This is a genomic window from Paenibacillus terrae HPL-003 (genome assembly GCF_000235585.1).
Taxonomy (GTDB): Bacteria; Bacillota; Bacilli; order Paenibacillales; family Paenibacillaceae; genus Paenibacillus; species Paenibacillus terrae_B.
The window spans coordinates 2,709,444-2,732,798 of record NC_016641.1; the positions used below are offsets into that span (position 1 = coordinate 2,709,444).

General features: G+C 45.7%; 20 protein-coding genes. 18 read left to right on the top strand and 2 right to left on the bottom strand.

Annotated features, from left to right (window positions below; all coding sequences use genetic code 11):
- The first annotated feature begins 292 nt into the window (after positions 1-292).
- Genes HPL003_RS12405 through HPL003_RS12420 form a run of 4 tightly spaced genes read left to right on the top strand, consistent with a single transcriptional unit; the run spans position 293 to position 6,744 of the window.
- Positions 293-1,483, top strand: a complete 1,191-nt coding sequence (locus HPL003_RS12405) for a Toprim sub domain-containing protein (protein ID WP_238533472.1) — start codon at positions 293-295, stop codon at positions 1,481-1,483.
- Complete coding sequence (locus HPL003_RS12410; protein ID WP_014280000.1) at positions 1,459-2,859, top strand: hypothetical protein; 1,401 nt, start codon at positions 1,459-1,461, stop codon at positions 2,857-2,859. Before HPL003_RS12405 ends, HPL003_RS12410 begins: the two co-directional genes overlap by 25 nt.
- Positions 2,822-3,535, top strand: a complete 714-nt coding sequence (locus tag HPL003_RS12415) for a hypothetical protein (RefSeq protein WP_014280001.1) — start codon at positions 2,822-2,824, stop codon at positions 3,533-3,535. The genes HPL003_RS12410 and HPL003_RS12415 overlap by 38 nt, the downstream gene beginning before the upstream one ends.
- Positions 3,532-6,744: a coiled-coil domain-containing protein gene (locus HPL003_RS12420; RefSeq protein WP_014280002.1), complete on the top strand. Its 3,213-nt coding sequence runs from the start codon at positions 3,532-3,534 to the stop codon at positions 6,742-6,744. Before HPL003_RS12415 ends, HPL003_RS12420 begins: the two co-directional genes overlap by 4 nt.
- Before the next feature lie 116 nt (positions 6,745-6,860).
- On the opposite strand, the gene HPL003_RS12425 is transcribed toward HPL003_RS12420, so the two are convergent.
- Positions 6,861-8,294: a hypothetical protein gene (locus tag HPL003_RS12425; RefSeq protein WP_014280003.1), complete on the bottom strand. Its 1,434-nt coding sequence runs from the start codon at positions 8,292-8,294 to the stop codon at positions 6,861-6,863.
- Positions 8,295-8,672: 378 nt separating this feature from the next.
- Between HPL003_RS12425 and HPL003_RS12430 the strand changes: the two genes are divergently transcribed.
- The 14 genes from HPL003_RS12430 (at position 8,673) to HPL003_RS12495 (ending at position 21,678) form a co-directional block, all read left to right on the top strand.
- Complete coding sequence (locus HPL003_RS12430) at positions 8,673-9,119, top strand: tellurite resistance TerB family protein (protein ID WP_014280004.1); 447 nt, start codon at positions 8,673-8,675, stop codon at positions 9,117-9,119.
- A gap of 28 nt (positions 9,120-9,147) precedes the next feature.
- The gene (locus tag HPL003_RS12435) at positions 9,148-9,741 is read left to right on the top strand and encodes a TerD family protein (protein WP_014280005.1); all 594 of its coding nucleotides are present in this window, start codon (positions 9,148-9,150) and stop codon (positions 9,739-9,741) included.
- A 48-nt stretch (positions 9,742-9,789) separates the two neighbouring features.
- Positions 9,790-10,365: a TerD family protein gene (locus tag HPL003_RS12440; RefSeq protein ID WP_013308970.1), complete on the top strand. Its 576-nt coding sequence runs from the start codon at positions 9,790-9,792 to the stop codon at positions 10,363-10,365.
- A gap of 39 nt (positions 10,366-10,404) precedes the next feature.
- Positions 10,405-10,986 (top strand): TerD family protein, encoded by a 582-nt coding sequence (locus HPL003_RS12445; protein WP_014280006.1) that lies wholly within the window; start codon positions 10,405-10,407, stop codon positions 10,984-10,986.
- Positions 10,987-11,088: 102 nt separating this feature from the next.
- The gene (locus tag HPL003_RS12450) at positions 11,089-12,354 is read left to right on the top strand and encodes a TerD family protein (protein ID WP_043922379.1); all 1,266 of its coding nucleotides are present in this window, start codon (positions 11,089-11,091) and stop codon (positions 12,352-12,354) included.
- 26 nt (positions 12,355-12,380) lie between these two features.
- Positions 12,381-13,115, top strand: a complete 735-nt coding sequence (locus HPL003_RS12455; protein ID WP_014280008.1) for a TerC family protein — start codon at positions 12,381-12,383, stop codon at positions 13,113-13,115.
- Between the two features lie 124 nt (positions 13,116-13,239).
- On the top strand, positions 13,240-14,454 hold the full coding sequence (locus HPL003_RS12460) for an HpcH/HpaI aldolase/citrate lyase family protein (RefSeq protein ID WP_167321404.1): 1,215 nt from the start codon (positions 13,240-13,242) through the stop codon (positions 14,452-14,454).
- 52 nt (positions 14,455-14,506) lie between these two features.
- The gene (locus HPL003_RS12465) at positions 14,507-15,847 is read left to right on the top strand and encodes a phosphoribosyltransferase family protein (protein ID WP_014280010.1); all 1,341 of its coding nucleotides are present in this window, start codon (positions 14,507-14,509) and stop codon (positions 15,845-15,847) included.
- A complete protein-coding gene (locus HPL003_RS12470; RefSeq protein ID WP_014280011.1) occupies positions 15,844-16,995 on the top strand; it encodes a cysteine protease StiP family protein in 1,152 nt (383 codons plus the stop codon). Before HPL003_RS12465 ends, HPL003_RS12470 begins: the two co-directional genes overlap by 4 nt.
- Complete coding sequence (locus HPL003_RS12475) at positions 16,992-17,825, top strand: HAD family hydrolase (protein WP_014280012.1); 834 nt, start codon at positions 16,992-16,994, stop codon at positions 17,823-17,825. Before HPL003_RS12470 ends, HPL003_RS12475 begins: the two co-directional genes overlap by 4 nt.
- The gene (locus HPL003_RS12480) at positions 17,822-18,853 is read left to right on the top strand and encodes an ATP-grasp domain-containing protein (RefSeq protein WP_014280013.1); all 1,032 of its coding nucleotides are present in this window, start codon (positions 17,822-17,824) and stop codon (positions 18,851-18,853) included. The genes HPL003_RS12475 and HPL003_RS12480 overlap by 4 nt, the downstream gene beginning before the upstream one ends.
- 58 nt (positions 18,854-18,911) lie before the next feature.
- Entirely contained in the window at positions 18,912-19,592 is a 681-nt protein-coding gene (locus tag HPL003_RS12485; protein ID WP_014280014.1) for a hypothetical protein, read from the top strand.
- 98 nt (positions 19,593-19,690) lie between these two features.
- Entirely contained in the window at positions 19,691-20,791 is a 1,101-nt protein-coding gene (locus tag HPL003_RS12490) for a toxic anion resistance protein (RefSeq protein WP_014280015.1), read from the top strand.
- A 341-nt stretch (positions 20,792-21,132) separates the two neighbouring features.
- Positions 21,133-21,678, top strand: a complete 546-nt coding sequence (locus tag HPL003_RS12495; protein WP_014280017.1) for a hypothetical protein — start codon at positions 21,133-21,135, stop codon at positions 21,676-21,678.
- Between the two features lie 158 nt (positions 21,679-21,836).
- Here HPL003_RS12495 and HPL003_RS12500 read toward each other — a convergent pair whose 3' ends face one another.
- Positions 21,837-22,967 carry a Fic family protein gene (locus HPL003_RS12500; RefSeq protein ID WP_014280018.1) on the bottom strand — a complete coding sequence of 377 codons (1,131 nt, stop codon included), beginning with the start codon at positions 22,965-22,967 and terminating at the stop codon, positions 21,837-21,839.
- Between the last annotated feature and the right edge of the window lie 388 nt (positions 22,968-23,355).

The window sequence follows — 23,355 nt, forward strand, 5'->3', positions numbered from 1 at the left end:
CTGATGAAACATCCTGTAACTATGGTGCTGTGTGATACAATGGTTGAAAAAAAGTAGCAATGAACGGGAGATTAAAGTGAACAAAGCGGGAATCCAGCGTTTGGAAGTTTTATCATTCATACAAGAGAACTATGTTAAAAAAGGGGAAGAGCTACAAAATGATGTTTTTACAGGGAGCTCCTTTGATATAGATGTGATGAAATACTCCGCCAGAATATATAAAAAAATAGGGAACTTAAGAGGCTCTTGTCCACAGGGGAGTTTTATACTATCGGAAGAAGATGATTCTCCCATGTTGCTAACGATTTTTCACAGTGCTCTTGTGAAGAAGACAGAGCAACAGCTTTATAGCCTTGGAACGGATATCACTCAGGAGCGACTTAGCGATTGGCTCCAAAAGGGAATGATTTATCGGAAGACTGAATATTTGAATGATGGCAAGACAATGAAGAGGATTGTCTATGTGATGGGATATTTACTTTACAGCATGCAGAGAGAAAAGTATGGGGCTGAACTGGAGGAAATGTTGGAGCGATTGAAAGGCGGGATTAGTCAAACTGAAACGCTGCTGAATCAATTAGCCGATGTTCGAAGTGAAGACAATTATCAGGGTGTAACGCTGAACAGGCTATATAAAAATATAGAAAAAATACGCGCTGCCCTTACAGTCGGATACAGAGAACAAGCATTCCAGCCAGTTAGCGCTGCATTAGGAATGCGATGGAGAGAAAGCCGCGTTAGCAAATATATTCATTTTGTGCTGGCTGTTGCCACTGTGCGAATTGAGCATGAGCAATTTGACTGGAAGCAGATTGGAGCTGCTTATTATGGTCAAATTGGAGGCTCTAAAGCTTTTGATATGGAGAAAAAAGACTTCCTGGGCAAGTTGGAGGAAGACTTGGGCATGCCGTTGCATTTTATCGGTTTGGTTAGTCTGGGAGCGGTCACGCCAATTCTATTTGCTGGTGAACTGGCCGGAAGTTCAGGGCTTTACTACCCGGCTGGTTTTATGCACGCCACAACAGATCTGACGGTGTTTGAAATGGAGTTTAGCACTCCATGCCGGGTCATCTGGCTTGTTGAAAACAGAGCGTTACTCACTCGGATGTGCGTAGATTCTTTTTTTCTCCGCTCCAGTGGAAGCCTCGTTATCGGATTGGATGGTCAGATCAGAAGTGGTCATCGCAAGTTGATTCAGGACGTTATGGGCAATTCACCATCTATTACTCAGGTACTTGTCTGGTGTGATACAGATCATTCTGGTGGAGTGATAGCTGCTCATGTAAGGGAACTGTTACGGCCTTTTCAGCAAGTGAAAGTAAAATGGCTACTTTCTGAGCCTATGAACAGGCAAGTAGGCACTTATAGCACGTGGGAGCAATATGAACAGGCTTTACAACAGGTTCTGCTGGAGGGCAGACTCATGGAACAGGAGGAATTCCTTGGAGGAGCAGAGCTATGGAAAACATGGATCAACGGTTAGTATCAATATTTGACGAGAATGCTGACACACCTCTTGTCCGGGAATCGCTCCGGGATGTGATTAAGCTGTCGGGTGTGTTGAATGAACTGCGGGAATATTTTGAGGAACCGCTAAAAGTACTGCATATGCTCCAACTGCTTAATCTGATTCACGAGGAAGCCTTGGGCCTGGAGCAGCCGCTTGAAAATGCCAGCGCTCTTTACTACCGTTACCGCAATCGTTATGGGACAGAACCGCCTGTATCTGTAGACAGGTTGTTGAATGTACTGGAAAAATATAATTGGATTATGCGGGGGAAGCGCCGGATTTTAATGATGGATGTTGGAAAGCGGTTGATGGATGTACTTATCAGGCTTGCCAACGATTCCCTTGCTTATTACATGAGAGATGAAATTGCCAGATCGTTATTTCAGGCTGCGCGTGATGCGGATCTGAGCGAAGCTTATGATGATAAGGGAATATCGGGCGGAAATCGATTAGCCAGTATGGTTCGGAATGTGGAAGAAGCCGTTGACAAGCTTCAGGAGCGTCAGCTTGAATTTTTGTCAGACAGACATGCTCTCCCACAGGTGCAAATTATTGTGGAATTAATGGGACAATTGGACAAGCGCCTTAATGAACGAATGGATAAAATGAAGACGTTTGAAGAAGGACTTAAATGGGATCGTTTATTCAAAAAAGGAACATTCGTTATGCTACAAGGTACGCAAATTAGCTTGTCTACACTGCAAAAAATATTAAAGTTTGCCCATATTCGAGAAACAGAAATCGGTGTACAAATTGATTCGATGGCTTTTAAGCAGTATGTGATAGACTCCTTTCATAAAAAACCGGATTCTGCACAACCGAACGGCACAGAAATATTGAGCTTTATGGAACAGGATCGGGATGAAGGGGAACGCCTGGACGGATTATGGATTCCTGTAAAATTTGCTTCCCCTATACCAGAACGGCAGATTACATCTGCAATTGAATATCTGGAAAATTATAAGCCTTCTATAGACCCGATAGAGTCGGACATAATAGAGGAGTTTACGGATGCAAAAGAATGGACAGAGCATGAACTGAATGATCATATGGAGAATGCGGCTTGGCAGATGACCAAGACAATGATCCGCACAGAGGATGTGGAGCGCGTTCTCTCCTTGCACAAGCAAATAGGGATTGAGCCCCTAATATTAGAGGCTGGATCAGAACAGTGGGCTGATGCAATCAATGCACTGCTGGCGATATCGGCTGTCGTGTCCAATCGGCAAGCTGAAATTTTTAGAGAATCTTCTGAGGCAGAAGAGCCGGATTTGGAAGAGTCGGCTAGAGAAAAGGAGTGGGAATGGCTTGATGAATCAGACCGACGATATGTTGTTCGAACAACCTGAAACGAATGATGATAACTATGTTGATAATTATCAATCTTTATCCGCAATGGCGTCCTTGACGGCTGTGTTAAAACCGGAAGAGGAACACGCATTTATGCAAATTATGTTTTCCTCTTCGGCTACGGTGCGCAAAGACAACTTTGGTCTTTCAAGGCGGGAAGTTATGCGTCTGCTTAAGCTGAAGCCAGAAGAAATAGAGGCCTTCTATCAATTTATTGTGCGTGTTAATCAATCGGTTGCCCGGTATTTTCAACTTGTGTACGATGAGCGGAAAGATCAGACCATAGTGCTCATGCGCGTTCCTGCACAGCAAGCAAAGGAAATGTTATCTGCTGAAAGCCTGTCACTGCTCATGTTTATTTTTTATCATCAGGATGTTCTGCAAAATGAATTCACCTTATTCAAACAACTGGTCGAAACGTTCGGTCATGAGACGTTAGATATTCGTAGAAAAATGAAATCGAATCTTGAACCATTACTCAAAATTGGAGCTATCACACTTTTTAACAGTGATACGGATGAGGAAGCCTATGAGCTTACAGCCATCGGAAGCCGGATGTTTGGCAATGCTTACTTAAAGCGCTTCACAGAGTTTAGTCAATCTCAACAGTTGCATATGGATGAAGTGCTAAAATTTTTTAAAAGATATAATTTTGGAGGCGGAGAAGCACGATGATTCCTTGGGAAATGAGTATTTCCGGCATACGCGATTACCCGCCAACACGTTTGGATCTGAGCGGGGACATGGAGCATATTCTTATCACAGGACCCAATGGGTCAGGTAAGTCGACGTTGACATTTTGTATGGGTGCCGTACTTAACTCCGTTAAAGTAGAGTTGGAGGGTCTTCGTTCCAAAAATATAGAGCAACATCAGGTTTGGAATGCTCAAATTCAGCTTGTGTTTGCTAATGTAAGTCCAAATCCGATTGATGCAGCTCCATATATCCAGTTCACAGTACAAGTGGAACAAAAGCCATTCGAGCCGCTTAAACGACAATATTGGATTCGTGAAGGTGAACAGATAGGAGTGTGGGACAAGGAGACTCGTTTTACCTCTGGAGATAGTGTGAACAATTTTAAAGAGTATCGTTTTCAATTGCAGCATAAATATGTAGTTGACCCCGATGCATTTTATCTGATCTGGTACCAGCAGGACGTAAATCAATTTGCAACGATGAGACCAGAGGAACGGTTTCGCATCTTTAGTGAAATGACGCAAATTGACAAGATGCAGCGTACCTGGGAGGGTGCCAAGGAACAACTGCTGGATGGAATGAAGACCCGCGAGGAAGCGGAACGTAATCAGATTCAACATAATTTTGAGTTGGAGAGATGGCAAAAGGAGCGGGATAAGTTGTTGAACCGCAACCGGAGCAGGCTTGATAACTTACGGATTTTTGTGCAAACATCTACTAAGCTCCAAGACATGTATCAACACGAGCAGAAGTTACTAGAGGGCCAAATTGAGCAGTTGGAGCTTGAGGAGGCAGAACATCAGGAGAAAAAGGTAATCTTGCTTACGGATATGGAGCGATTGCAAGAAACACAAACGGATCGTCAATTGCAAAAGGAAGAACTTGAATTAAGATTGCAAACTGTAGAATTGCAGCTCATAAAAATAAAGAGTGACATAGCAGAGCGAGAGCAAGAACATAAGGAGCTTACCGTTTTTTTGAAAGACTTGGCTGAAGAGATAAGGGGTATTAAGTATTCGGCGGAAGAAGTAAATATACTGTTAGCTGAAGTTCAAAAGGGAATGAAAGAAACAGAAGAAAAGCGGAGCGTAGCAAATGTAGAGGACCTTGAGCTACAGGCGAGTATAGACAAGTTGTTAAGGGAGATGGGAAGATTATCTGCTCTCACTCAACAGGATCGGGAGGAAGAAAAAAGATCACGTGAAGTACTTCGGGAATTTGGTGAAAGCTCTCATGTGCAAAGGCAAATTGAAGCGTTGGACGCAAGACATTTACTTTTACAAGATGAATCCAGGCAGTTATCTGGAAAGCTAGAAAATCTGAAGCAAGAGGAGTCTTCTTTAAACACAGACAAATTCATGTCGAAGCGCCAAGAAGAGTCCGTTCGTATGTTCAAACATCTTGGAATCCAGGTATACACGATGCAACAACTACTGGAAATGAATGAGCAGGCACCATTGGAACAAGAATTTGCACTGGAGGCGGTTAAGTACAGTATTTTTGTAGATAGTAAATCTTTTATCCCACCTAATGATTTGATTCATGTCGAACTACCTTCGGTTGTTCCTGAACGCTCCCTTAAGCGCCTGGAGAAGTTGCATATTCAGGTTAAGGAAGGTCTGAACGATGAGATGTATGCGGCTGCGCAACGAGTGATGTGGTGGTTGTATGAGCTGGAGCAAGGAGCTCACTGGACCCGAATAGAAAATGGAATACTACGCGAGCCATATGTACGGAGAGGTCCGCAGGAAGAAAAGCAGTCACTGCTTCATACGAGAGGCATTCTCATCCGCAAAGGTAAGGTGCAAGAGGAAATCAGAACAATACAGCAGAACTATGACAGCTGCATTATCGCTTGGGATAAGGTTAAGGAACGGCTAGGGGTGTTTCGTTCTGTTCATCTGCAAGTACAGCAGGCTGAAACCTTTTTAGCAGACAGCGCTGATCGTGAGCTGCGAATAAAGCAGTTGCAACAATCTGATGAGGAGAGTAAGGTTGCGCTGGAGCGTCGGACTACAGTGGAGGCGGAGATTAAGAGACTGAATGAGATCTATGCCAAACAGTACCAGGAATCTGTGAGATTTCAAGAATACGCAGACGTGTATGAACGATATGAGCATGAACGGGAACAGATTGAACGTCTCCAACAGTTAGATAAAGAATTAGAAGAACTGCGGGGTCAGGAAGAAGAGTTAATATTGGCAGATAAGGATTTGGACAAACGTCTGCACGATCTTGATACCCAGATTGAGAGCACTAAGCGCAGATTACGGGATAAGAAGAGCCAAATGCTAGATATAGAAGGAACCATTGTACAGATTAATCGGCAAAAGGAAAAAAGTATTGAACAACGTGATGTTTTCCAGAGACAGCAGGCCGAAATCAATCTGGATTTAGGAAAGTGGCATGAAAAGCTGGATTTTTTATGGGATGAAATAGAGCAAGAAAAAATAGAAACGGAAGATATGAAATTGAGAACAGAGCCCGCATTGCAAGCCGAGCTTGAGCAAGCTCGTACCCGCCTCCAGCTTGCCTGTAATGAGAGGGTTAATGAATTTTCCATTGAAAATTATGAAAGTACCCGTGAAGCATTTGAAAGAGGTGCTCAGGATCTGCAAAATGCAAGGTTGCTTATGGAGCAACTGGAAGAGCAGCTTAAGGAGTTGGAGGATAAGCTATTTAATACTGTTAAAAACGAGGTCCATCGTGTCAATCAGAAATTTATTAATTATATGGATTTATTCGGTTTTGATGGAGAAGTTACATGGCACCATCAGGAGGGCAAACATGGGGAGCTTAAGTATTTTCTGAATGTACGAGCCCGGAAACAGGGACATCGTGGCCCTTTGGAGGAGGTTAGCCTTAAGGGACGAGGAAACAAAGTAGGTAAAGGTGTGTCTGGCGGAGAAGAATCACTTAGTTCACTGTTGTTTGCTCTGGCTTTGTTAAAAACTATAGAAACCAATCCAGGCTATATTATTTTAGATGAATTTGATAGTGCTCTGGATGAGAGCCGCAAGGAAAAAGTGTTTGAATTGTATGAGCAGGAGCTGGCACGCAAAATGATTATCCTTTCACCAAAATCGCAAAATGCTGATTACTTGCAGCATTTTGATAAGTCATTCGTTGTATACCATGACTCCTCCATTCCCAAGAGCGAGGTAATTCGTATTAAGAAAAGTATGTAATTGGTGACCACGTCTCGTACTTGTAACCTGTACTTCATAGGTTTTCGGATTATGGTAAAAGGCGCAGTTATTCCGTTGAATTGGAAGGCTGCGCCTTTTCGTTGCTTTAATTATATTTACTGAGCTTCCCCGTTCAAATAACGATAAAAGGGAGCATCCACCCAGAAGTGGTAGCTTTCTACCTCTACACCTGGCTTGATCTTACGTAAGCCATCGGCAATGGAGGAAGCCTTGTCCGTGAGCGAAAAAGACTGGGCGTAATAGCGTCCCGCGCTGACCCGGTTGTTCGCAATTTCTGTGTAGGCTGAGCCGGGGGAAGACAGAGAGTAATAGAGCGGCTGCCACCAGGACTGAGTGATCAGGCCGGCTTGGTCTTTGCTGTTCTTTTTGGCGTATTGGCTGATGATGGTGTCAAAACGGTTCTTCTGCCCGATCGTCGCAAATTCGAGAGCCAGGTCATACTCCTTGGAGTAGGCAATATAGTTGCCGTTGTTGATTTGTAGGACTTTATAGTCTTCGGTCTGGACAGGCTGTCCCCATTCTTTCAAGTATACAAAAGCCGAAGTTTTCGGCTCTAGCTGTACATTTGCTTGAATACCCTCGCTGCGAAGCAGCCCGATCAGCTGGATCGCGTGCTTGAGATCGCTGTGTCCATAGGTGAGGGACAGCTTCGGATCAAAATGGGCATCATAGCGGCTGTCCTTGATATTGTAGCCTGTGAACAGATTTTGTTGAAGTCCTGCGTCGAACAGGGCTTGCAGCTCCGGGGATTGGACGAGTATCTGTGTATCATAGGCCTGATGAATTTTAGCAAAAATATCGTCATCCTGTACTTGGCCGATGGTATTTTTGTATTCGCCGTGGAATGCCAGCACACGGCTTAGCACCTTGGCGGTGAATGACGCATCGGCTTGCTCGTCCGGCTGGAAGGAGGACAGCTCGCTTTGCGGTAGCAGTCCTGTATCTACAGCGACTGCCAGATCCTTTGAGGCCGCCAGATGGGTCTCAGCAGTTCCAGACAATGTACGAATACCCGATTTAGTCAGCACGGCCTGCGCCTTATCCGCAGGGTATGTAGCAGCCAACTCAGTCAATCCGGCGGCTTTTACAGCCATTCGGATCGCGTCGTTTTGTGCCAGGGGAATAGACGGTTTTACGTCAGCGTTATCCAGAATGCCTTCTGCATACAGTGCTGCCGCTTGGGCATACAACGGGTCATTTGATTTTAAGTCTGTAAAGGCGGTTTTTTTGTCCGCAGAAGCTGTACTTGAGCTGTTCAGGTTCAGCACGGTGGCAAGGGCAGCGATATATTCCCCTTTTGTCGGGATTGAGGATAGTTGGATGTTAAAACGGTCTTTTAGATAGGTGAGCTGGTTGTCTGAATCAGTAACAGTGCTTGAAGCGGAGCTGTTAACTTGCTGGACAACCGGGGCTACCGCAGGTGCGGCATAGGAATGAACAGGACTGGAAAAGGCAGCAATGAGTAGAGCGGCGGATAAGGGGATCATTTTCCAAGAGGATGGTCTTAGGCTGGCAAAAGGTGCGGTCATGTGAAATTTCCTCCTAAATAGGCTATACTATTTTATATTATTCCTAGAGAAATACTTGTAATTTGATAGAATGATATCTTGTTCCTCCTAAACTGTCAATCCATCTGGAAGAATAGGGTTGTTATTTAGCCACATATCCATATGAGCATACCCGCGCTGTATCTATGGACTTGCAATTGGGGTACCAAATGATAGATGATGGAAGAGGGCCTTTTAGCAGAAAATAGGGCTAAAGATAGAGAGGATACCGACAAAAAATAGATCGGATTTACCGTATTTTTGTATATTATTGTAGAAAAAGATCGTAATTCAGGTTATAGTAAAGGAAGATATTAACTAGGATGGGTTTCACCCAAATACGATTTTGTGGAGGGCGACATGAGTACATTTAAAAACTGGCTGAACACGACTAAAAAGGGTCTTGGAGACCAAGTTAAGAAGTTTAAAAATAAAGATTTCATGGAAGCAGTTGTTGCGGGTTGTGCGCTGGTAGCCTTTGCTGACGGTACCATTAGTCCGGAAGAGAAATCAAAGATGGCCGGATACATAAATCTCAGTGAGGAACTGAAAGTGTTCGATATGGGAGAGGTCATCAATCGCTTCAATCACTATGTAGCGAACTTTGAATTTTCGCCTGAAATCGGCAAACAGGAAGCACTCAAAGCGATTGGCAAATTGAAAGGCAAGCCTGAGGTGGGTCGACTCGTCGTTGGCGTATGTAGTGCCATTGGTGCTGCTGACGGTGACTTTGATGCCAATGAACAACGAATTGTCGCTGAAATTTGCGGCGCTCTGGGTTTGAATCCGTCTGAATTTAGTCTGTAAATTTTACAGAAGGGAGGTGTGTTAATCAGTGGCTGTAATTAATCTGGTTAAGGGCCAGAAAATTGATTTGACCAAAGGAAACGCAGGTCTAACCAAAGTTATTGCTGGATTGGGATGGGACCCGGTGCAGTCCAAAGGATTTTTTGGCTTCAAGAAGCAACCGAATATTGATTGTGACGCTTCTGCCATTATGTTGGACGCCAACGGAAAACTGACTCAGTCGGATAACGTAGTATGCTTCCACAATAAAAAAAGCCCGTGCGGTTCTATCGTACATTCCGGTGATAATTTGACTGGACAAGGTGACGGTGATGATGAACAAATTGTGATTGACTTGGCACGTATTCCTGCCAGTGTTCACAAAGTGCTTGTTGTTGTAAATATATATGATTGCGTAAACCGGAAACAGGATTTTGGCATGATCGAGAAGGCGTATATCCGCATTCTGGACGGTGCTAATTCCAAGGAACTGGTCACGTTTAATTTATCTGATAATTATGAAGGGCTGACTGCATTGGTTTGTGGAGAACTCTATCGTCATAACGACGAATGGAAGTTTGCTGCCATCGGTGAAGGCACTAATGCCGTACATATTGATGTACTGGCTCAGCGCTACATGTAATTTTATTTTACGCATACAAAACTTAATTATGGAAAAGGGGTTCTTATCATGGCAATTAACTTATCCAAAGGTCAAAAGATTGATTTGACGAAAACAAATCCAGGCTTGTCCAAAATCACGGTTGGTTTGGGTTGGGACACGAACAAATACGATGGCGGTAAGGATTTTGACTTGGACGTATCCGTATTTTTGGCTAATGCAGAAGGTAAAGTAGAATCGGATAAGAACTTCGTCTTTTTCAATAACCCACAAAATGAGAACGGCTCTGTCGTTCATACTGGGGATAACCGTACGGGTGATGGTGACGGAGACGACGAGCAAATTAAAATTGATTTGGGCAGCGTGCCTGCTAACGTAGAAAAAATCGCTTTTACGATTACAATCTATGAAGCTCAAGAACGCAGCCAAAACTTTGGACAAGTGTCCCGTGCTTATGCTCGTATCGTAAACGAAGCTAACAATGAAGAATTGGTCCGCTTTGATCTGGGAGAAGATTTCTCAATCGAAACGGGCGTTGTTGTGGGCGAATTGTATCGTCATAGCGGTGAGTGGAAGTTTAATGCCATTGGCAGTGGCTACCAGGATGGTCTTGCAGGGTTGACTCGCGATTACGGTTTGGCATAAATATTTTTAAAATCTATACAAAGAAAGCAGGTATGCGATATGACCATTAGTCTTTCCAAAGGACAACGTATTGATCTGACCAAAACCAATCCCGGCTTGACCCGTGTTGTCGTAGGTCTTGGATGGGATACGAATAAATACAGCGGTGGCGCGGACTTTGACCTGGATGCTTCGGCTTTCCTGCTTTATGAAGACGGCAAAGCAAAAGCTGCGGATGATTTTGTATTTTACAACAATCCAACAGGCGGAGCAGGATCTGTTACCCATACGGGCGATAACCGCACAGGTGAGGGCGATGGGGATGACGAGCAAATCATCGTTGATTTTTCGAAGATTCCTGCGAACATCCACCGTATCGGGATCACGGTTACCATTTATGATTACGAGGCACGTGTGCAAAACTTTGGTCAAGTGTCCAATGCTTTCGTACGTGTGGTAGACGCAGCGACGGATCGTGAAGTGCTGCGCTACGATTTGGGAGAGGATTTCTCCACCGAAACGGCCGTGGTATTCTGTGAATTTTACCGTCAGAATGCGGACTGGAAATTCCAGGCGATCGGCAGTGGCTTTGCTGGTGGATTGGGTGCGCTTGCTAAAAACTATGGCTTGGACGCTCAATAATATCCACTTTGGGTGGTGTCCATAGGGCGCCACCCTTTCTTTTTAAGCTATTGAATGGACGTACGCTGACACATGACAAACGGACGGAAAGGTGACACAATCATGGCTGTTATCGTAGTAAAGGGACAGAAGGCGGATTTGACGAAAACGAATCCGGGTCTGACCCATGTCAACGTAGGGATTGGCTGGGAGTCCCCAGCGGCTCTGGAACTGGATACTTCGGCATTTTTGCTGGGCCCTGGAGGAAAGGTATCAGGCGATGAGGATTTGATCTTTTACAACAATCCGACCACTCCCTTTATCACTTATTCAGACGGACAACAGTCCGGTGACAAAAAGCAATTTGCGCTTGATCTGACGCGGATTCCTGCCAATATCGAGAAGATTGCGTTCACGCTGACGATTTATGATGCGGATCAGAAACGGCAAAATTTTGGACAGGTTCAAGGTGGGTTCATTCGTTTTGCTCATCCGGTTAGCGGAGAGGTTTTGCGGTTTAATTTGGACAGCGGATTTACAGTGGAAACGGCGATTGTCATAGGTGAGCTGTACCGCCATAACGGGGAATGGAAATTCAACGCGATTGGCGCGGGCTTTTCCGGTGGATTGGATGCGTTGTGCGTCAATTTTGGGATTGAAGTGGAAAATAATCCGGCTCCGCCGCCGCCAGTGCCTACACCACCTCCAACGCCTCAGCCAGCACCAACGCCGCCGCCTGCACCTCCTGCTCCGAAGCCAGAGCCATCTGCAACACCGGTGAATCTGAATTTGCGCAAAATTGAGCTGAAGAAGAAGGGCGACACCATCAATCTGAAAAAAGGCTCAGGTGGATTGGGAGAAATCCTGATCAATCTGAACTGGAATCAGGTACAGCAGAGCAAGGGCTTTTTCAATCGCGGCTCCAAGGGTGTCGATCTCGATCTGGGCTGCTTGTATGAGATGAAGGACGGAGATAAAGGTGTTGTTCAGGCGCTGGGTGAAGTTTTCGGCTCGCTGAATCGCTTCCCGTACATTGCTTTGGACGGCGACGACCGTACGGGATCTGTGAAAACAGGGGAAAATCTCCGCATCAACGGTGCTAAAATTTCTGAAATCAAGCGAATTTTGGTGTTTACCTTCATCTATGAAGGGGTTACGAACTGGTCGCAGGCGGACGGAGTGGTCACGTTGTACCAGAAGGACGGACCGGATATTGTCGTTCACCTGAATGAACATGACAACCGCAAGGGGATGTGTGCGATTGCCATGCTCCAAAACGTGAACGATGAAACGTTCAGCATTGAAAGACTCGTGCAGTTCTATGGCGGTCATCGTGAGTTGGATCGTGCACATAACTGGGGCATGCGCTGGTCGCAGGGTAGCAAATAAACTGAATTATCGGAGGCACTCTTTTCATGTTGAATGATTTATTTAAAAATATCAGTGAGAACTACGGCCATTTCTTTTCATGGAGTGATGTTGTAGCTACGCTTTCTGACCCGGTGAGTTGGGGGATTATTGGAACTCTCATTTTGCTGGAAGGTCTTTTGTCGGCGGATAACGCCTTGGTTCTCGCAGTTATGGTTAAGCATTTACCGAAGGAACAACAAAAGAGAGCCTTATTTTACGGAATTTTGGGTGCGTATATATTCAGGTTCCTAGCCATCGGCTTGGGTACATTCCTGATTAAGTTCACACTGATTAAGGTACTGGGTGCGGCCTATCTTCTTTATATTGCTTATAAGGGCTTATTCAAATCCGAAGCTGATGGAGAAGTGAAAAACAAACCTACTTCTTTCTGGAAAACCGTATTAATGGTCGAACTGATGGATATTGCCTTCAGTATTGACAGCGTCATTGCCGCTTTTGGTGTGAGCGAGAAAGTATGGGTTCTGTTCCTGGGAGGTATTCTTGGTGTTCTGATGATGCGTGGTGTTGCTCAAGTGTTCCTCAAGCTCATTGATAAATTTCCGGAACTGGAACAGACAGCCTTTATTTTGATCGCCATTATTGGAGGTAAAATGCTGGCTGCTGCTTTTGGCTTTCATATGCCGCAACTCTTGTTCTTCGGCATTTTGATTGCCGTCTTTGTAGGCACAATGGTTATTAGCTCGGCGAAAAGAAAGAAAAAGGCCGACGAAGAGGCTTAATGTACAAAGTATAGCGAAATCCCTCCTGAATTTAAGGGGGGATTTCTTTTATACCCGAGGCACAGGGCTTCAGTCAGGCAAGAAAGAGCAAGAGGAGGAGAAGGCCCTGAAATATTTTAATGATTTGACCTCTGAGGAAGTAGAAGCGATCTTTTGCACACCGCCGTCAGAATTTCATAACCGATCCCCAAAAAGTATATTGGCTTACGCGGTAGGGGCGGCTTTGTACATGCCTGCGACCCGTTCGGAAGTAGCGGAAGAGATCAAGAATGGAAAACATGAAGGACTGACGACGGTCATGCTGGATTTGGAGGATGCGATAGGGGATCAACAGGTCGAGTATGCAGAACAGTCGCTGGCACAGCAGTTGCTTCAACTCTTGTCGTATGTGCGGACGGGTGTGATGAGTGAACAGTCTTTACCGCTGTTGTTTGTACGTGTCCGGTCTGTGGAACAGCTGGAACGGCTGCTGAAAGGTTTGGGAGAATCTCTGTCGCTACTGACGGGCTTTGTTTTGCCCAAGTTTTCTTCTGGCAATGGACGAGCATATTTTGAGCTCATTGCCGGATATAACCGGGGTAAGGCTGAACAGAACATCCCTGTGTTGTACGGATTACCGATTCTCGAAAGCTCCAAAATCATTTATCGGGAAACTCGCTGGAATGAGCTGCTGTTGATCAAAGAGATTTTGGACGAGTATCAGGAGTATGTGCTGAATGTACGAATTGGGGCAACTGATTTTTCCAGCTTGTTTGGCTTGAGACGTAGTCCAGATATTACAATCTATGAAATAGCCGTCATTCGGGATTGCATCGCTGATATAATTAACTTGTTTGGACGCGTAGATTCGGATTATGTCATTTCCGGTCCTGTGTGGGAATATTTCTCTCATCGGGAACGTGTATTTAAGCCTCAATTAAGAGTGTCGCCCTTTGAGGATGCATTTGGTAAGCAGGGACGCAATCTGCGGATGGGCTTCATTTCAGATGCGGTGGACGGACTAATCCGAGAGGTCATGATGGACAAGGAAAATGGCATCATCGGCAAAACGATCATCCATCCTTCCCATATTAAGCCGGTACAGGCCATGTATGCAGTGACACATGAGGAGTATATGGATGCCCTCGCGATTGTGGAGCGTAATGACGGTAGTCTGGGTGTATTCAAAAGCACCTATGCCAACAAAATGAATGAAATTAAGCCGCATTTAAATTGGGCTCATCGTATTATAAACAGATCAAAAGTATACGGGGTGTTACATGAACAACAACATTTTGTCAGTCTCTTACCCAACCACGAAAACACATCTGCTGCCTATCCTGGAGCAGTTCAGCGTTAAAATTACGGAAACACATAATCCATTCTGCCTTCCAGTAGACAAGCTGTTTGCGATGGCGGCGCGGGTGAACAAGAAGCGTTCGTTTTTGTTTGTCAGCAAGGTGCTGGGCAAGCATATTCCGGTGAACCCTTACACTTCTCTGCTGAGTGGTGCGGCGCTGGCTATACTGCTGTACAAGGAGCTTGTCCCACAGGCAGGACAACAGATGGATGAGCTGATTGGAGAGGCTGTGAAGGGACTTCTGGACTCGGACTATGCCCAAGAAGCTTATCGTAAGCTGATGGAAGAACGTTTGGCTTTTGCGGAGCCGATCAGGTTTGTTGGCTTTGCCGAGACAGCTACGGCGCTGGGACACGCCATGTATCAGGTGTTTGCGTACGGTGCTTCATATATTCATACGACGCGCGAGGATATTCCGGGTCTTCAGCCGATCATTCGATTTGAAGAAGAACATTCACATGCTGTTGACCAACGCTGCTATGTGCTAGATGAGAATGCATTTGCGGGAGAAGGTCCCATTGTGCTGGTAGATGATGAAATTACAACGGGCAAAACGACCCTTAATATTATTCGGGATATTCAGGCACATTTTCCAAGAAAGCAATATGTGATTGCTTCGTTATTGGATTGGCGGACGGACAGCGATGAGCAGGCTTTCACCGATCTGGAGGCAGAGTTGGGCATTACGATCACGCCTTTAAGCTTGCTCAAAGGAAAGATTGAGGTACAGGGAGTACCGATGCTGGATCATGCAGAATACGCTGGACGGGCCGGGCATGCAGAACATGCTGCTACTAGCATAGCAGAGGATACGACAGACGCTTCTGGAATAATTGACCACTGTTTTGAAGAGGATGCGTCTGGTTTTGAACGGGTAGTACACAGCTCGATTTCAACGGACGGTTACGCCAATAAGGCTCCCTATTTAAAATATACAGGTCGTTTCGGCCTGCAATCGGCTGATAATACTGCGTTGGATGCGGAAATTATGCGTACTGCGGAACGTTTGAAGAAGCTTCGTTCAGGGCAGCGCACGCTGGTGATGGGTACGGGGGAATTTATGTACATTCCGATGCGGATTGCAGCGGAGCTAGGCCCGAATGTGTATTATCAGTCGACGACGCGCAGCCCGGTTTACCCCCATCGTGAGAAAGGATATGGCGTAGCTTGTGGTATGCCTTATCCCTCACCTGATGATGGGACGGTGCGCAATTTTATTTATAATGTAGATCCTGGTCAGTATGACGAGATCTTTGTGTTGATCGAAAGGGAGCCGGACGCGCAGCGAATGCAGCCCATGCTGGATGCTTTGACCCGTCTTGGCTGCGACCAAGTTCATGTCGTTTATTTTAACCGATTAACTGGGCAGGAGAGTAAAGGAGCACGGATATGAAGCAGACACTCATGAAGCAAATACAACAGAAGAACATTTATCCGCCCGAACCGTTGGGGAGCTATCCTGCATCGGATGTTACTTTTTTATTGAAGGATTTGAGCCGTGTTACGTTGGAAAAAGGGACCGAGGATCGTGAAGAGGCGATTCAGTCGGGAGTCCATTATTCAGAAATGCTTCCGGTGGAATATGAGCCTACAGCGGAGTATATTGCGTTGTTTCACGAAACGCTTGCCCAATCGGCCGGAAAAGTCGCATTAGCCGCAGCTTCTGTGGCTGAAATGATTGTGAGAAAAAGGGGCCTGAACACGGCAATTGTTTCGCTTGCCAGAGCAGGAACGCCCATCGGTATCTTGATCAAGCGGTATATTGACTGGAAGTATGGCGTTTCCCTGCCGCATTACAGCATTTCCATTATTCGCGGCAAAGGCATCGACCGGAATGCTATTTTGTATATTTTACAGCAGCATGGGCTGGATATTGAGCTTCAGTTTGTAGATGGCTGGACGGGAAAAGGGGCGATTCGGCAGGTGCTGATCGAGGCTTGCCGTGAGATGAACGCAGATTACGGATTACGCCTGAATGATGATCTGGCGGTGCTGGCCGATCCGGGTAGCTGCTCGGATACCTTTGGTACACGGGAAGATTATTTGATCCCAAGCGCTTGTCTGAATTCGACCGTATCGGGTTTGATGAGCCGGACGGTATTGCGCGACGATCTGATAGGACCGGATGATTTCCATGGGGCCAAATTTTATGAAGCCTGGCGGTCGGTCGACCAGTCCAATACGTTTGTGGATACGGTTTCCAGTTACTTTCAAGACGTGGCTGAAACTGCCGCTGCGTATGCTGAACAGATGACATTGAATCCACCTGTGGTGACGTGGCAGGGCTTACGGGATATCGAGGCGATTCAAGAGGCTTTTGGTATTAAGGATATCAATCTGGTCAAGCCCGGTGTGGGGGAGACGACCCGTGTGCTGCTGCGCAGGGTGCCGTGGAAAATTCTGATTGATCGTGAAGATAATCCGAATCTTCGGCATATCGTGCTGCTGGCAAAGGACCGGGGAGTGCCTGTCGAGGTATTTAGAGGGCTGACCTATTCCTGCTGCGGGATCATTAAGCCGCTCAAGGGGGGACAAGAATGATCTACGCAAGCGATCTGGATCAGACGCTAATTTACTCCAAACGTTCGCTTGGCGTGCCGTTGGAGTCGCCTGGGCTGCTGCCGGCGGAACACATGGAAGGGGAAACAGCGGCGTTTATTTCAGCACAGGCCCTTCAACTGCTGAAGACGCTGTCGAAAGACGTGATATTTATGCCTGTGACGACTCGCACGATGGCACAGTATCGACGGATCACGGTGTTTCAAACGGAGCTGGTTCCGGCGTATGCCGTGACCAGTAATGGCGGTAACATCATTGTCGGAGGCGAGGTGGATCGGGAGTGGAATCGCCGTATTCACGAGCAGGTACGCCGAGATGGTGCTAATGCGGAAGAAGCACGTCATGTATTCGGACAGGTGCTGCATGAGGATTGGGTTGTGAGTGAGCGTTTCTGTGACGAGTTATTTTACGCATTCGTTATTGAACGAGATCGTATGCCGCTGGAGCAGGTGCTGGAGAAGGCGCGAATCATGCGTGAAATGGGCTGGGAGGTATCCATTCAAGGGCGTAAGGTGTATCTGGTCCCTGCGGCCGTAAATAAACAGGCAGCCGTGGAGCATATCCGTAACCTCACGGATGGGGGGCCTATCGTTGCGTCCGGTGACTCTTTGCTAGATCGCTGCTTGCTGGACTATGCTGACTATGCGATTGCTCCGCGCCATGGCGAGCTGTACAGGGAACAGCTCCGGGATGAGCTGGAAGTCAATTACCGTTTTACGGAAGGTTCGGGTGTCTATGCTGCGGACGAAATTATGGCCTATGTCCATGAAGTACAGCTCATTTCAAGAGAGATAGGGGACAAGGCTCTGTGAAGAAGCTCAAAGTGTATTTTAACCGCTGGTTTTCGGTGGCGTATCATTATATGAATGCTATTCGTAACAATGAGGACGGTATTCCGTTCGAAATCTATGCGACGCACTCGGACCCGCAGCATATGGCGTTGCAGGCCAGTGATGTGGCTGAGGTGGAGCCTCGAACAAGTGGTGTGGAGTATGCACGTTATTGTGCGGATTTTTGCCAGCGTCACAGAATTGATGTATTTATTCCACGGTGGAATATGCTTGATATCAGTAGGCATCTTCATCTGTTCGACGAAATTGGAACGAAGGTCATCGTATGCCGAGATACCGAACTACTGGAGCAACTGATGGAAAAGGATCTGTTTTACGAATCCATTCGCCAAAAGGACATTGTCACGATTCCCGATTATGCCATTGCCTGCAATGCGGAGCAGTTTAAACAGGCTTATGAGTCGTTAATAGCACTTGGGCATAAGGTATGCTTCAAGCCATGTAATGCAGAAGGCGGGATGGGCTTTCGTATCATCGACAACGAGCGTAATCCACTGGAGGAACTGTTCGGCCATGCGCTAAACCATATCTCGTTCGAGGAGGCACATCGTGTATTGTCATCCACAGAGTCGTTCCCCAACCTGATGGTGATGGAGCTGCTGGAGGGCTACGAATACAGTATTGATTGTCTGGCTGACCGAGACGGAAAGCTGCTGGCAGCAGTTCCGCGCAGGAAGGCGGGGGGACGATTACGGTTGCTGGAGCACCATAGCGAGCTACTGGATGTGGCGCATAAGGTGGCTGAGGCGTATCACATTCCGTACAATTATAACATTCAGGTAAAATATAACGGCGAGCGTCCCAAACTGCTGGAGATCAATCCGCGGATGTCTGGGGGGCTGCATGTATCTTGCTTGTCCGGCATCAATTTTCCTTATCTGGCAGTGAAATCAGCTTTGGGAAATGAGGTCGGTTCGCTCCATCCGCGATACGACATTTTAGCCAGTCACATCGAGCAGCCGATCACCATACGTAAATCCTTACATTGACACATGTAGAGTGTGTTTTCTACAATATGGGAAGGGTTTACGTCAGGAGGTACAAGCTATGACGTCAAAAATGTGGGGAACCACGATTGCCGTGGCCAGCTATCTGATTGCGCTTTTGCTAAGTTTTTGGTTACCGTTGTTTGTGTGTTTGGCGATTCCGGTCATTTGCTTAGGGGGATACAGCGCCATTATGGCTATCCGTCATCCTCGTCCCAATCTAACGGGTTCCGTTATTCCGGTAGTACAGGAGCAAGCTGTTGAGACACAGCAAATTGAAAAGGAAGCCTCGGAACCATCGAAGCCTATGACTGGAAAACCACACTTACCAGACCAGGTGAGCAGCGAATTTGCTCAGATTATGGAGTATCTGGAGGTATTGGAGGATATGGTGATCTCCGAAGGGCAAAAGGATGCGCTCGATAACGAGATCGTCGAAAAGGCATTGGCTCTGTTCGCACGTTTACAGCGGGTGATTCCGCTTTTGCATGAATTAAATAACAGCGAAGTGAACCACACGGTTCGGAGATTGATTTTGAAGGACCTGAACGGATTGATTAATCCGTTTCTCCGGCTTAGCGGTGATGCCAAGCGAACCAACCGGAGAACGTTATTAAACGGCTTGCGGGATGTGGATAGCAAAATATCGGTGATTGTCTCCACAGTGGAGCATAAGGATCTGATGGAATTACAAAGCAAAGCCGAGCTGATTCATCAGCGTTACAGCAGTTCGGAATTGTAGGCTATTTATTAAGAAAATATAAAATAGCAGCATAGCTGCCTTGAAAACAACCATTAGCCTATGGATAATAATTGTTTTCAAGATAGGAGGTTCCGTTTATGGCTACCCCATGGGCTGAATTGAAAAAAGAAGACGAACAAAAGGTGACCGAGGAGGCTTCACAGCTGATTCAGAAGGTGTCACAGAGCGATGTCATGAGCCTGGATACCCTGATGGACGACATCGGAAAGCTGGGAGTTAAAACGCAGGAGCGCGCGGGACAGACTCTAAAAATGCTGGATCGTCCGGTGAACGATCTCATGTCCGGCGACCGCGCCGAGGTATCGAGCATGATCTTAAAGCTGCGGGATGAATGCGAAACGCTCCAACAGAGCAAAAATGTGAGTTTTTTTGGCAAGCTTCTACGGAAAAGCCCATTGAAGAACTACATTTACAAATATCAGTCGGTCAAAACGAACATCGAGCAAATCATCACAGCTTTGAGAGACGGTAAGGACAATCTGGAAGAAAATATCGTCAGCATGAGGCAGTTGAAAAAGGCTTCCATAGAGGAAATCTACAATTTGCAGACGAAGATCGCCTTTGGCAATCGGTTGAAGGAGCTGTTCGAGACTGAGATTGCCAAGCCGGAGAATGAAACGCGTAAGCCTCATCTGGAACGGGGACTGCGCAAGGTGGTTACTCGCACGCAGTCGATGACCGAAATGATTTTGCTCTACAATCAGGCGATTGCGGCAACGGATATTATTAATGATAATAATGATAAACTGATTGATTCCGTAAATAATGCCATTGATAAAACGTCGAATCTGATCACTGTATCGGCTATGATTGCGATGGCACTGGCGGATCAGGACAAAATCATTTCAGCCGTGGATGCCACGAATCGTACGATTGAGAATCAATTCAAGGAAAATGCCAAGCTTCTCAAAACGACGACCGAGAGAACGACGGATTTACTTAGCAAGCCCTCGATGTCACTGGAGGCTGTAAATCAGGCGATTGGCGATTTGGTATCTGCTTTGGATCTGTCTGAAAAATCCAACCGTCAAATTATTGAAAGTTGCCATGATTATACGAGCAAAATGACGGCAATCAACGCCAACCTCAGCCAGCGTTTGGGTATAGAGGGGAAGGAACAGCCCAAGAGTTTGAAGGATAAAGATTCTTCTGAAGGTCTAAGCTCGTTTCTGAACTGATTTTACAAATGTAGAATAATGGACCTAATCTATTGAAAAGACGCCAGGGCGATCCTGAAAGGCGTCTTTTTTTGGTTTGGGGGTAGCCAATAAAGGACATGATGATCATACATAGCAATCTCGTGCATAAACTCTTAAAAAGTGGAATAACAAAGGAGAGAACGAGTGTATGATGTCCTTTATCTTGGGGTGTGTGATTGTATATCTGCTTGTAGCTGCCAGTAGTGAAAAAGCCGATTCTATTGTGGAATTAAATGATGCTGTGAAATAAATTTTTTTATTGAAAATCATGCATTTTCTGATAGGATAGAGTTAAATATTGGAATCCCAAAGGAGAATGCATGCTGGAATTTTCATTTGAAATCATCGACGAATCGAAAATCAACATTGTGTATCAGTATGGAAGCAGCAGCTTTAATTTCAATTTGTTTTATAATTACGGTGTATGGACGCTGCATCCTTTTGACGGGATTCTGTTGCAGAACAAGGAAATGTGCCGTTTGATCGTGGCAGACCTGTTTAAGAACAAAGATTTTCATGTCATGCTGGTACGGGAAAATATTTTGTTGTCAGCCTTGCGCACCTCTATTGATCTCAATCCAGAAACCCGGGGAGAGCGATATCAGGAGCAGGAGCCAGATGAGCTGTCTGAATTTGCCGAGGCACACAGCTTTGAAGATGTACTGCATATGGAGCAGGATTTCATCCGCAAGCGTATCGAATTTTTCCAGAACATCATTCAAAAAATGTATATGGAAGGATTCGGCCCGGAAGACAGCGACTTTAACAAGGTGCAAGCTATGATCCGAATTTATACAGATGCGCATGACCAACTCGGAGATTTGAGCGACTTTCCCCTGAGAGGCGACGAACGCCGCAGATGGTAGATTAGACGGACTAAGCCTTGTAATGTGAGAATCCCACAAAGCTTTTTTTTAAGAATAGATATCAAAAAGAGAGAGTCCCGCGAATAAACTCCACGGAACTCTCTTTTTTGGTCTTACCCTTCTTGTAAACATAATAAAACATGGTGGGCACCGTCCATTTAGTCATCACTACCCAAAAGATACTGGTATTTTTCGGATTCATTACGAATATCGACAGCAAGTTCTTCATATTGGGCTGAAAGAACGATGGTACGGATACGTTGCGCTTCCGGATCTTTTGGATCCAGGAACCCTTCTTCAATCCACTTTTTAATCTTTTCTCGTACCGTTCGTTCACCAGCGTCCAATAGCCTACAAATCTCAGTTATTGAGGCGGCATTTTGCTTGAATACCAATTGACGGAATAGTGTACGTTGCTGTATGTCCAGCTTCCGGATCAGTTCAGGTTCTACCCTGAGCATCTCGCTATTTTTTTGTCGAACGATCTCTGCTGCTTCTGAGTATACTTCAGCCAATCCACTCAAAAAGTACTCCAACCAAACGGTTATATCTGCATCATTTCGACCAAAATAATAGTTGTGGGAAAGCTTCATTTGCAATGCACGGTAATAATCATTCAGGTTTCGATCGTAGAAATTTTCCAAAACAAACAATCCTTTCAGACCATAACCCCCTCTACGCAAAATGTACGTAGCGATCATACGAGCGGTTCTTCCGTTGCCATCCATGTACGGATGAATAGTTAGAAACTGCCACATGGCTGTTCCTGCTTGAATGGGAGCAGCTAAATTCACATTATGCGGCGAATTAATCCATGCAATCAAGTCTTCCATCAGAACGGGAACATCTTGAGACTCCGGCGGGAGATAAAAGCCTGCCTGATTGCGGTCGCCGACTTTATTTTGTTCATTACGGTATTCGCTCAGTCTGGGTCTGCGTCCATGTACTACTTTAATGATAGCATGTAGTTTTTTAATCCATTCTTCGGTGATGGGCAGTTCACGCTGCTCTGACTCATCTAGAAATTCAATTGCCTTCATCAGGTTATAAACCTCTTGCTCTTCGTCGTTTTTACTGGATTTATAAAGAACCTTCCGCTTTGCCTCATTGTCCAGAGTGTTACCTTCCATTTTGGTTGAAAGAAGTACAGTAACCTCTTGTGCTTCTTTTTTTAATTCCTCAAGAATCGTTCCCGGAAGCGGAAGCTGCTCTACAACTACGCTGGAGCGTTCTATTTTCAGTAAGTCATTAATCATCGACGAAGTAATGGTATATCTCGGCTTAAACATATTGAAACCCCCTTCTCATTATATTTTAACACATTTACCGCTAAATTACCGCAAATGAATATATTCATTTAATTGTTTATTGATAATTTTAGGAAAAAGTCAACAAAAAAGAGAGTCCCACGATTAAACTCCGTGGAACTCTCTCTTTTGTGTGCCTCAGTCAAAACAAGGTAGGCCAAGTTAAACCACTTGGCCTACCCCTCTCTCCACCTTACACACCACTAAAACGTATAGAAGCTCTACGGCGGTTGCCGGCGGAGCGGGCAGAATTGTTCTGAAGAAGCGAAGCGTTCGCTTTTGTCCTCGGATTTTAACCTTTACAGGTTGTATACAATAATAAAAATCCGAGGGCGGTGGCGATCGGAAGAACAATCTGCACGCGCAGCGC

Bases quoted from the DNA above. Each gene is read 5' to 3' on its own strand.
- HPL003_RS12490 (WP_014280015.1), top strand. From the start codon at position 19,691: ATGGCTACCCCATGGGCTGAATTGAAAAAAGAAGACGAACAAAAGGTG.
- HPL003_RS12405 (WP_238533472.1), top strand. From the start codon at position 293: ATGTTGCTAACGATTTTTCACAGTGCTCTTGTGAAGAAGACAGAGCAA.
- HPL003_RS12475 (WP_014280012.1), top strand. From the start codon at position 16,992: ATGATCTACGCAAGCGATCTGGATCAGACGCTAATTTACTCCAAACGT.
- HPL003_RS12450 (WP_043922379.1), top strand. From the start codon at position 11,089: ATGGCTGTTATCGTAGTAAAGGGACAGAAGGCGGATTTGACGAAAACG.
- HPL003_RS12440 (WP_013308970.1), top strand. From the start codon at position 9,790: ATGGCAATTAACTTATCCAAAGGTCAAAAGATTGATTTGACGAAAACA.
- HPL003_RS12470 (WP_014280011.1), top strand. From the start codon at position 15,844: ATGAAGCAGACACTCATGAAGCAAATACAACAGAAGAACATTTATCCG.
- HPL003_RS12430 (WP_014280004.1), top strand. From the start codon at position 8,673: ATGAGTACATTTAAAAACTGGCTGAACACGACTAAAAAGGGTCTTGGA.
- HPL003_RS12415 (WP_014280001.1), top strand. From the start codon at position 2,822: ATGAATCAGACCGACGATATGTTGTTCGAACAACCTGAAACGAATGAT.
- HPL003_RS12410 (WP_014280000.1), top strand. From the start codon at position 1,459: ATGGAAAACATGGATCAACGGTTAGTATCAATATTTGACGAGAATGCT.
- HPL003_RS12445 (WP_014280006.1), top strand. From the start codon at position 10,405: ATGACCATTAGTCTTTCCAAAGGACAACGTATTGATCTGACCAAAACC.
- HPL003_RS12465 (WP_014280010.1), top strand. From the start codon at position 14,507: ATGGCGGCGCGGGTGAACAAGAAGCGTTCGTTTTTGTTTGTCAGCAAG.
- HPL003_RS12485 (WP_014280014.1), top strand. From the start codon at position 18,912: ATGACGTCAAAAATGTGGGGAACCACGATTGCCGTGGCCAGCTATCTG.
- HPL003_RS12425 (WP_014280003.1), bottom strand. From the start codon at position 8,294: ATGACCGCACCTTTTGCCAGCCTAAGACCATCCTCTTGGAAAATGATC.
- HPL003_RS12420 (WP_014280002.1), top strand. From the start codon at position 3,532: ATGATTCCTTGGGAAATGAGTATTTCCGGCATACGCGATTACCCGCCA.
- HPL003_RS12495 (WP_014280017.1), top strand. From the start codon at position 21,133: ATGCTGGAATTTTCATTTGAAATCATCGACGAATCGAAAATCAACATT.
- HPL003_RS12500 (WP_014280018.1), bottom strand. From the start codon at position 22,967: ATGTTTAAGCCGAGATATACCATTACTTCGTCGATGATTAATGACTTA.
- HPL003_RS12455 (WP_014280008.1), top strand. From the start codon at position 12,381: ATGTTGAATGATTTATTTAAAAATATCAGTGAGAACTACGGCCATTTC.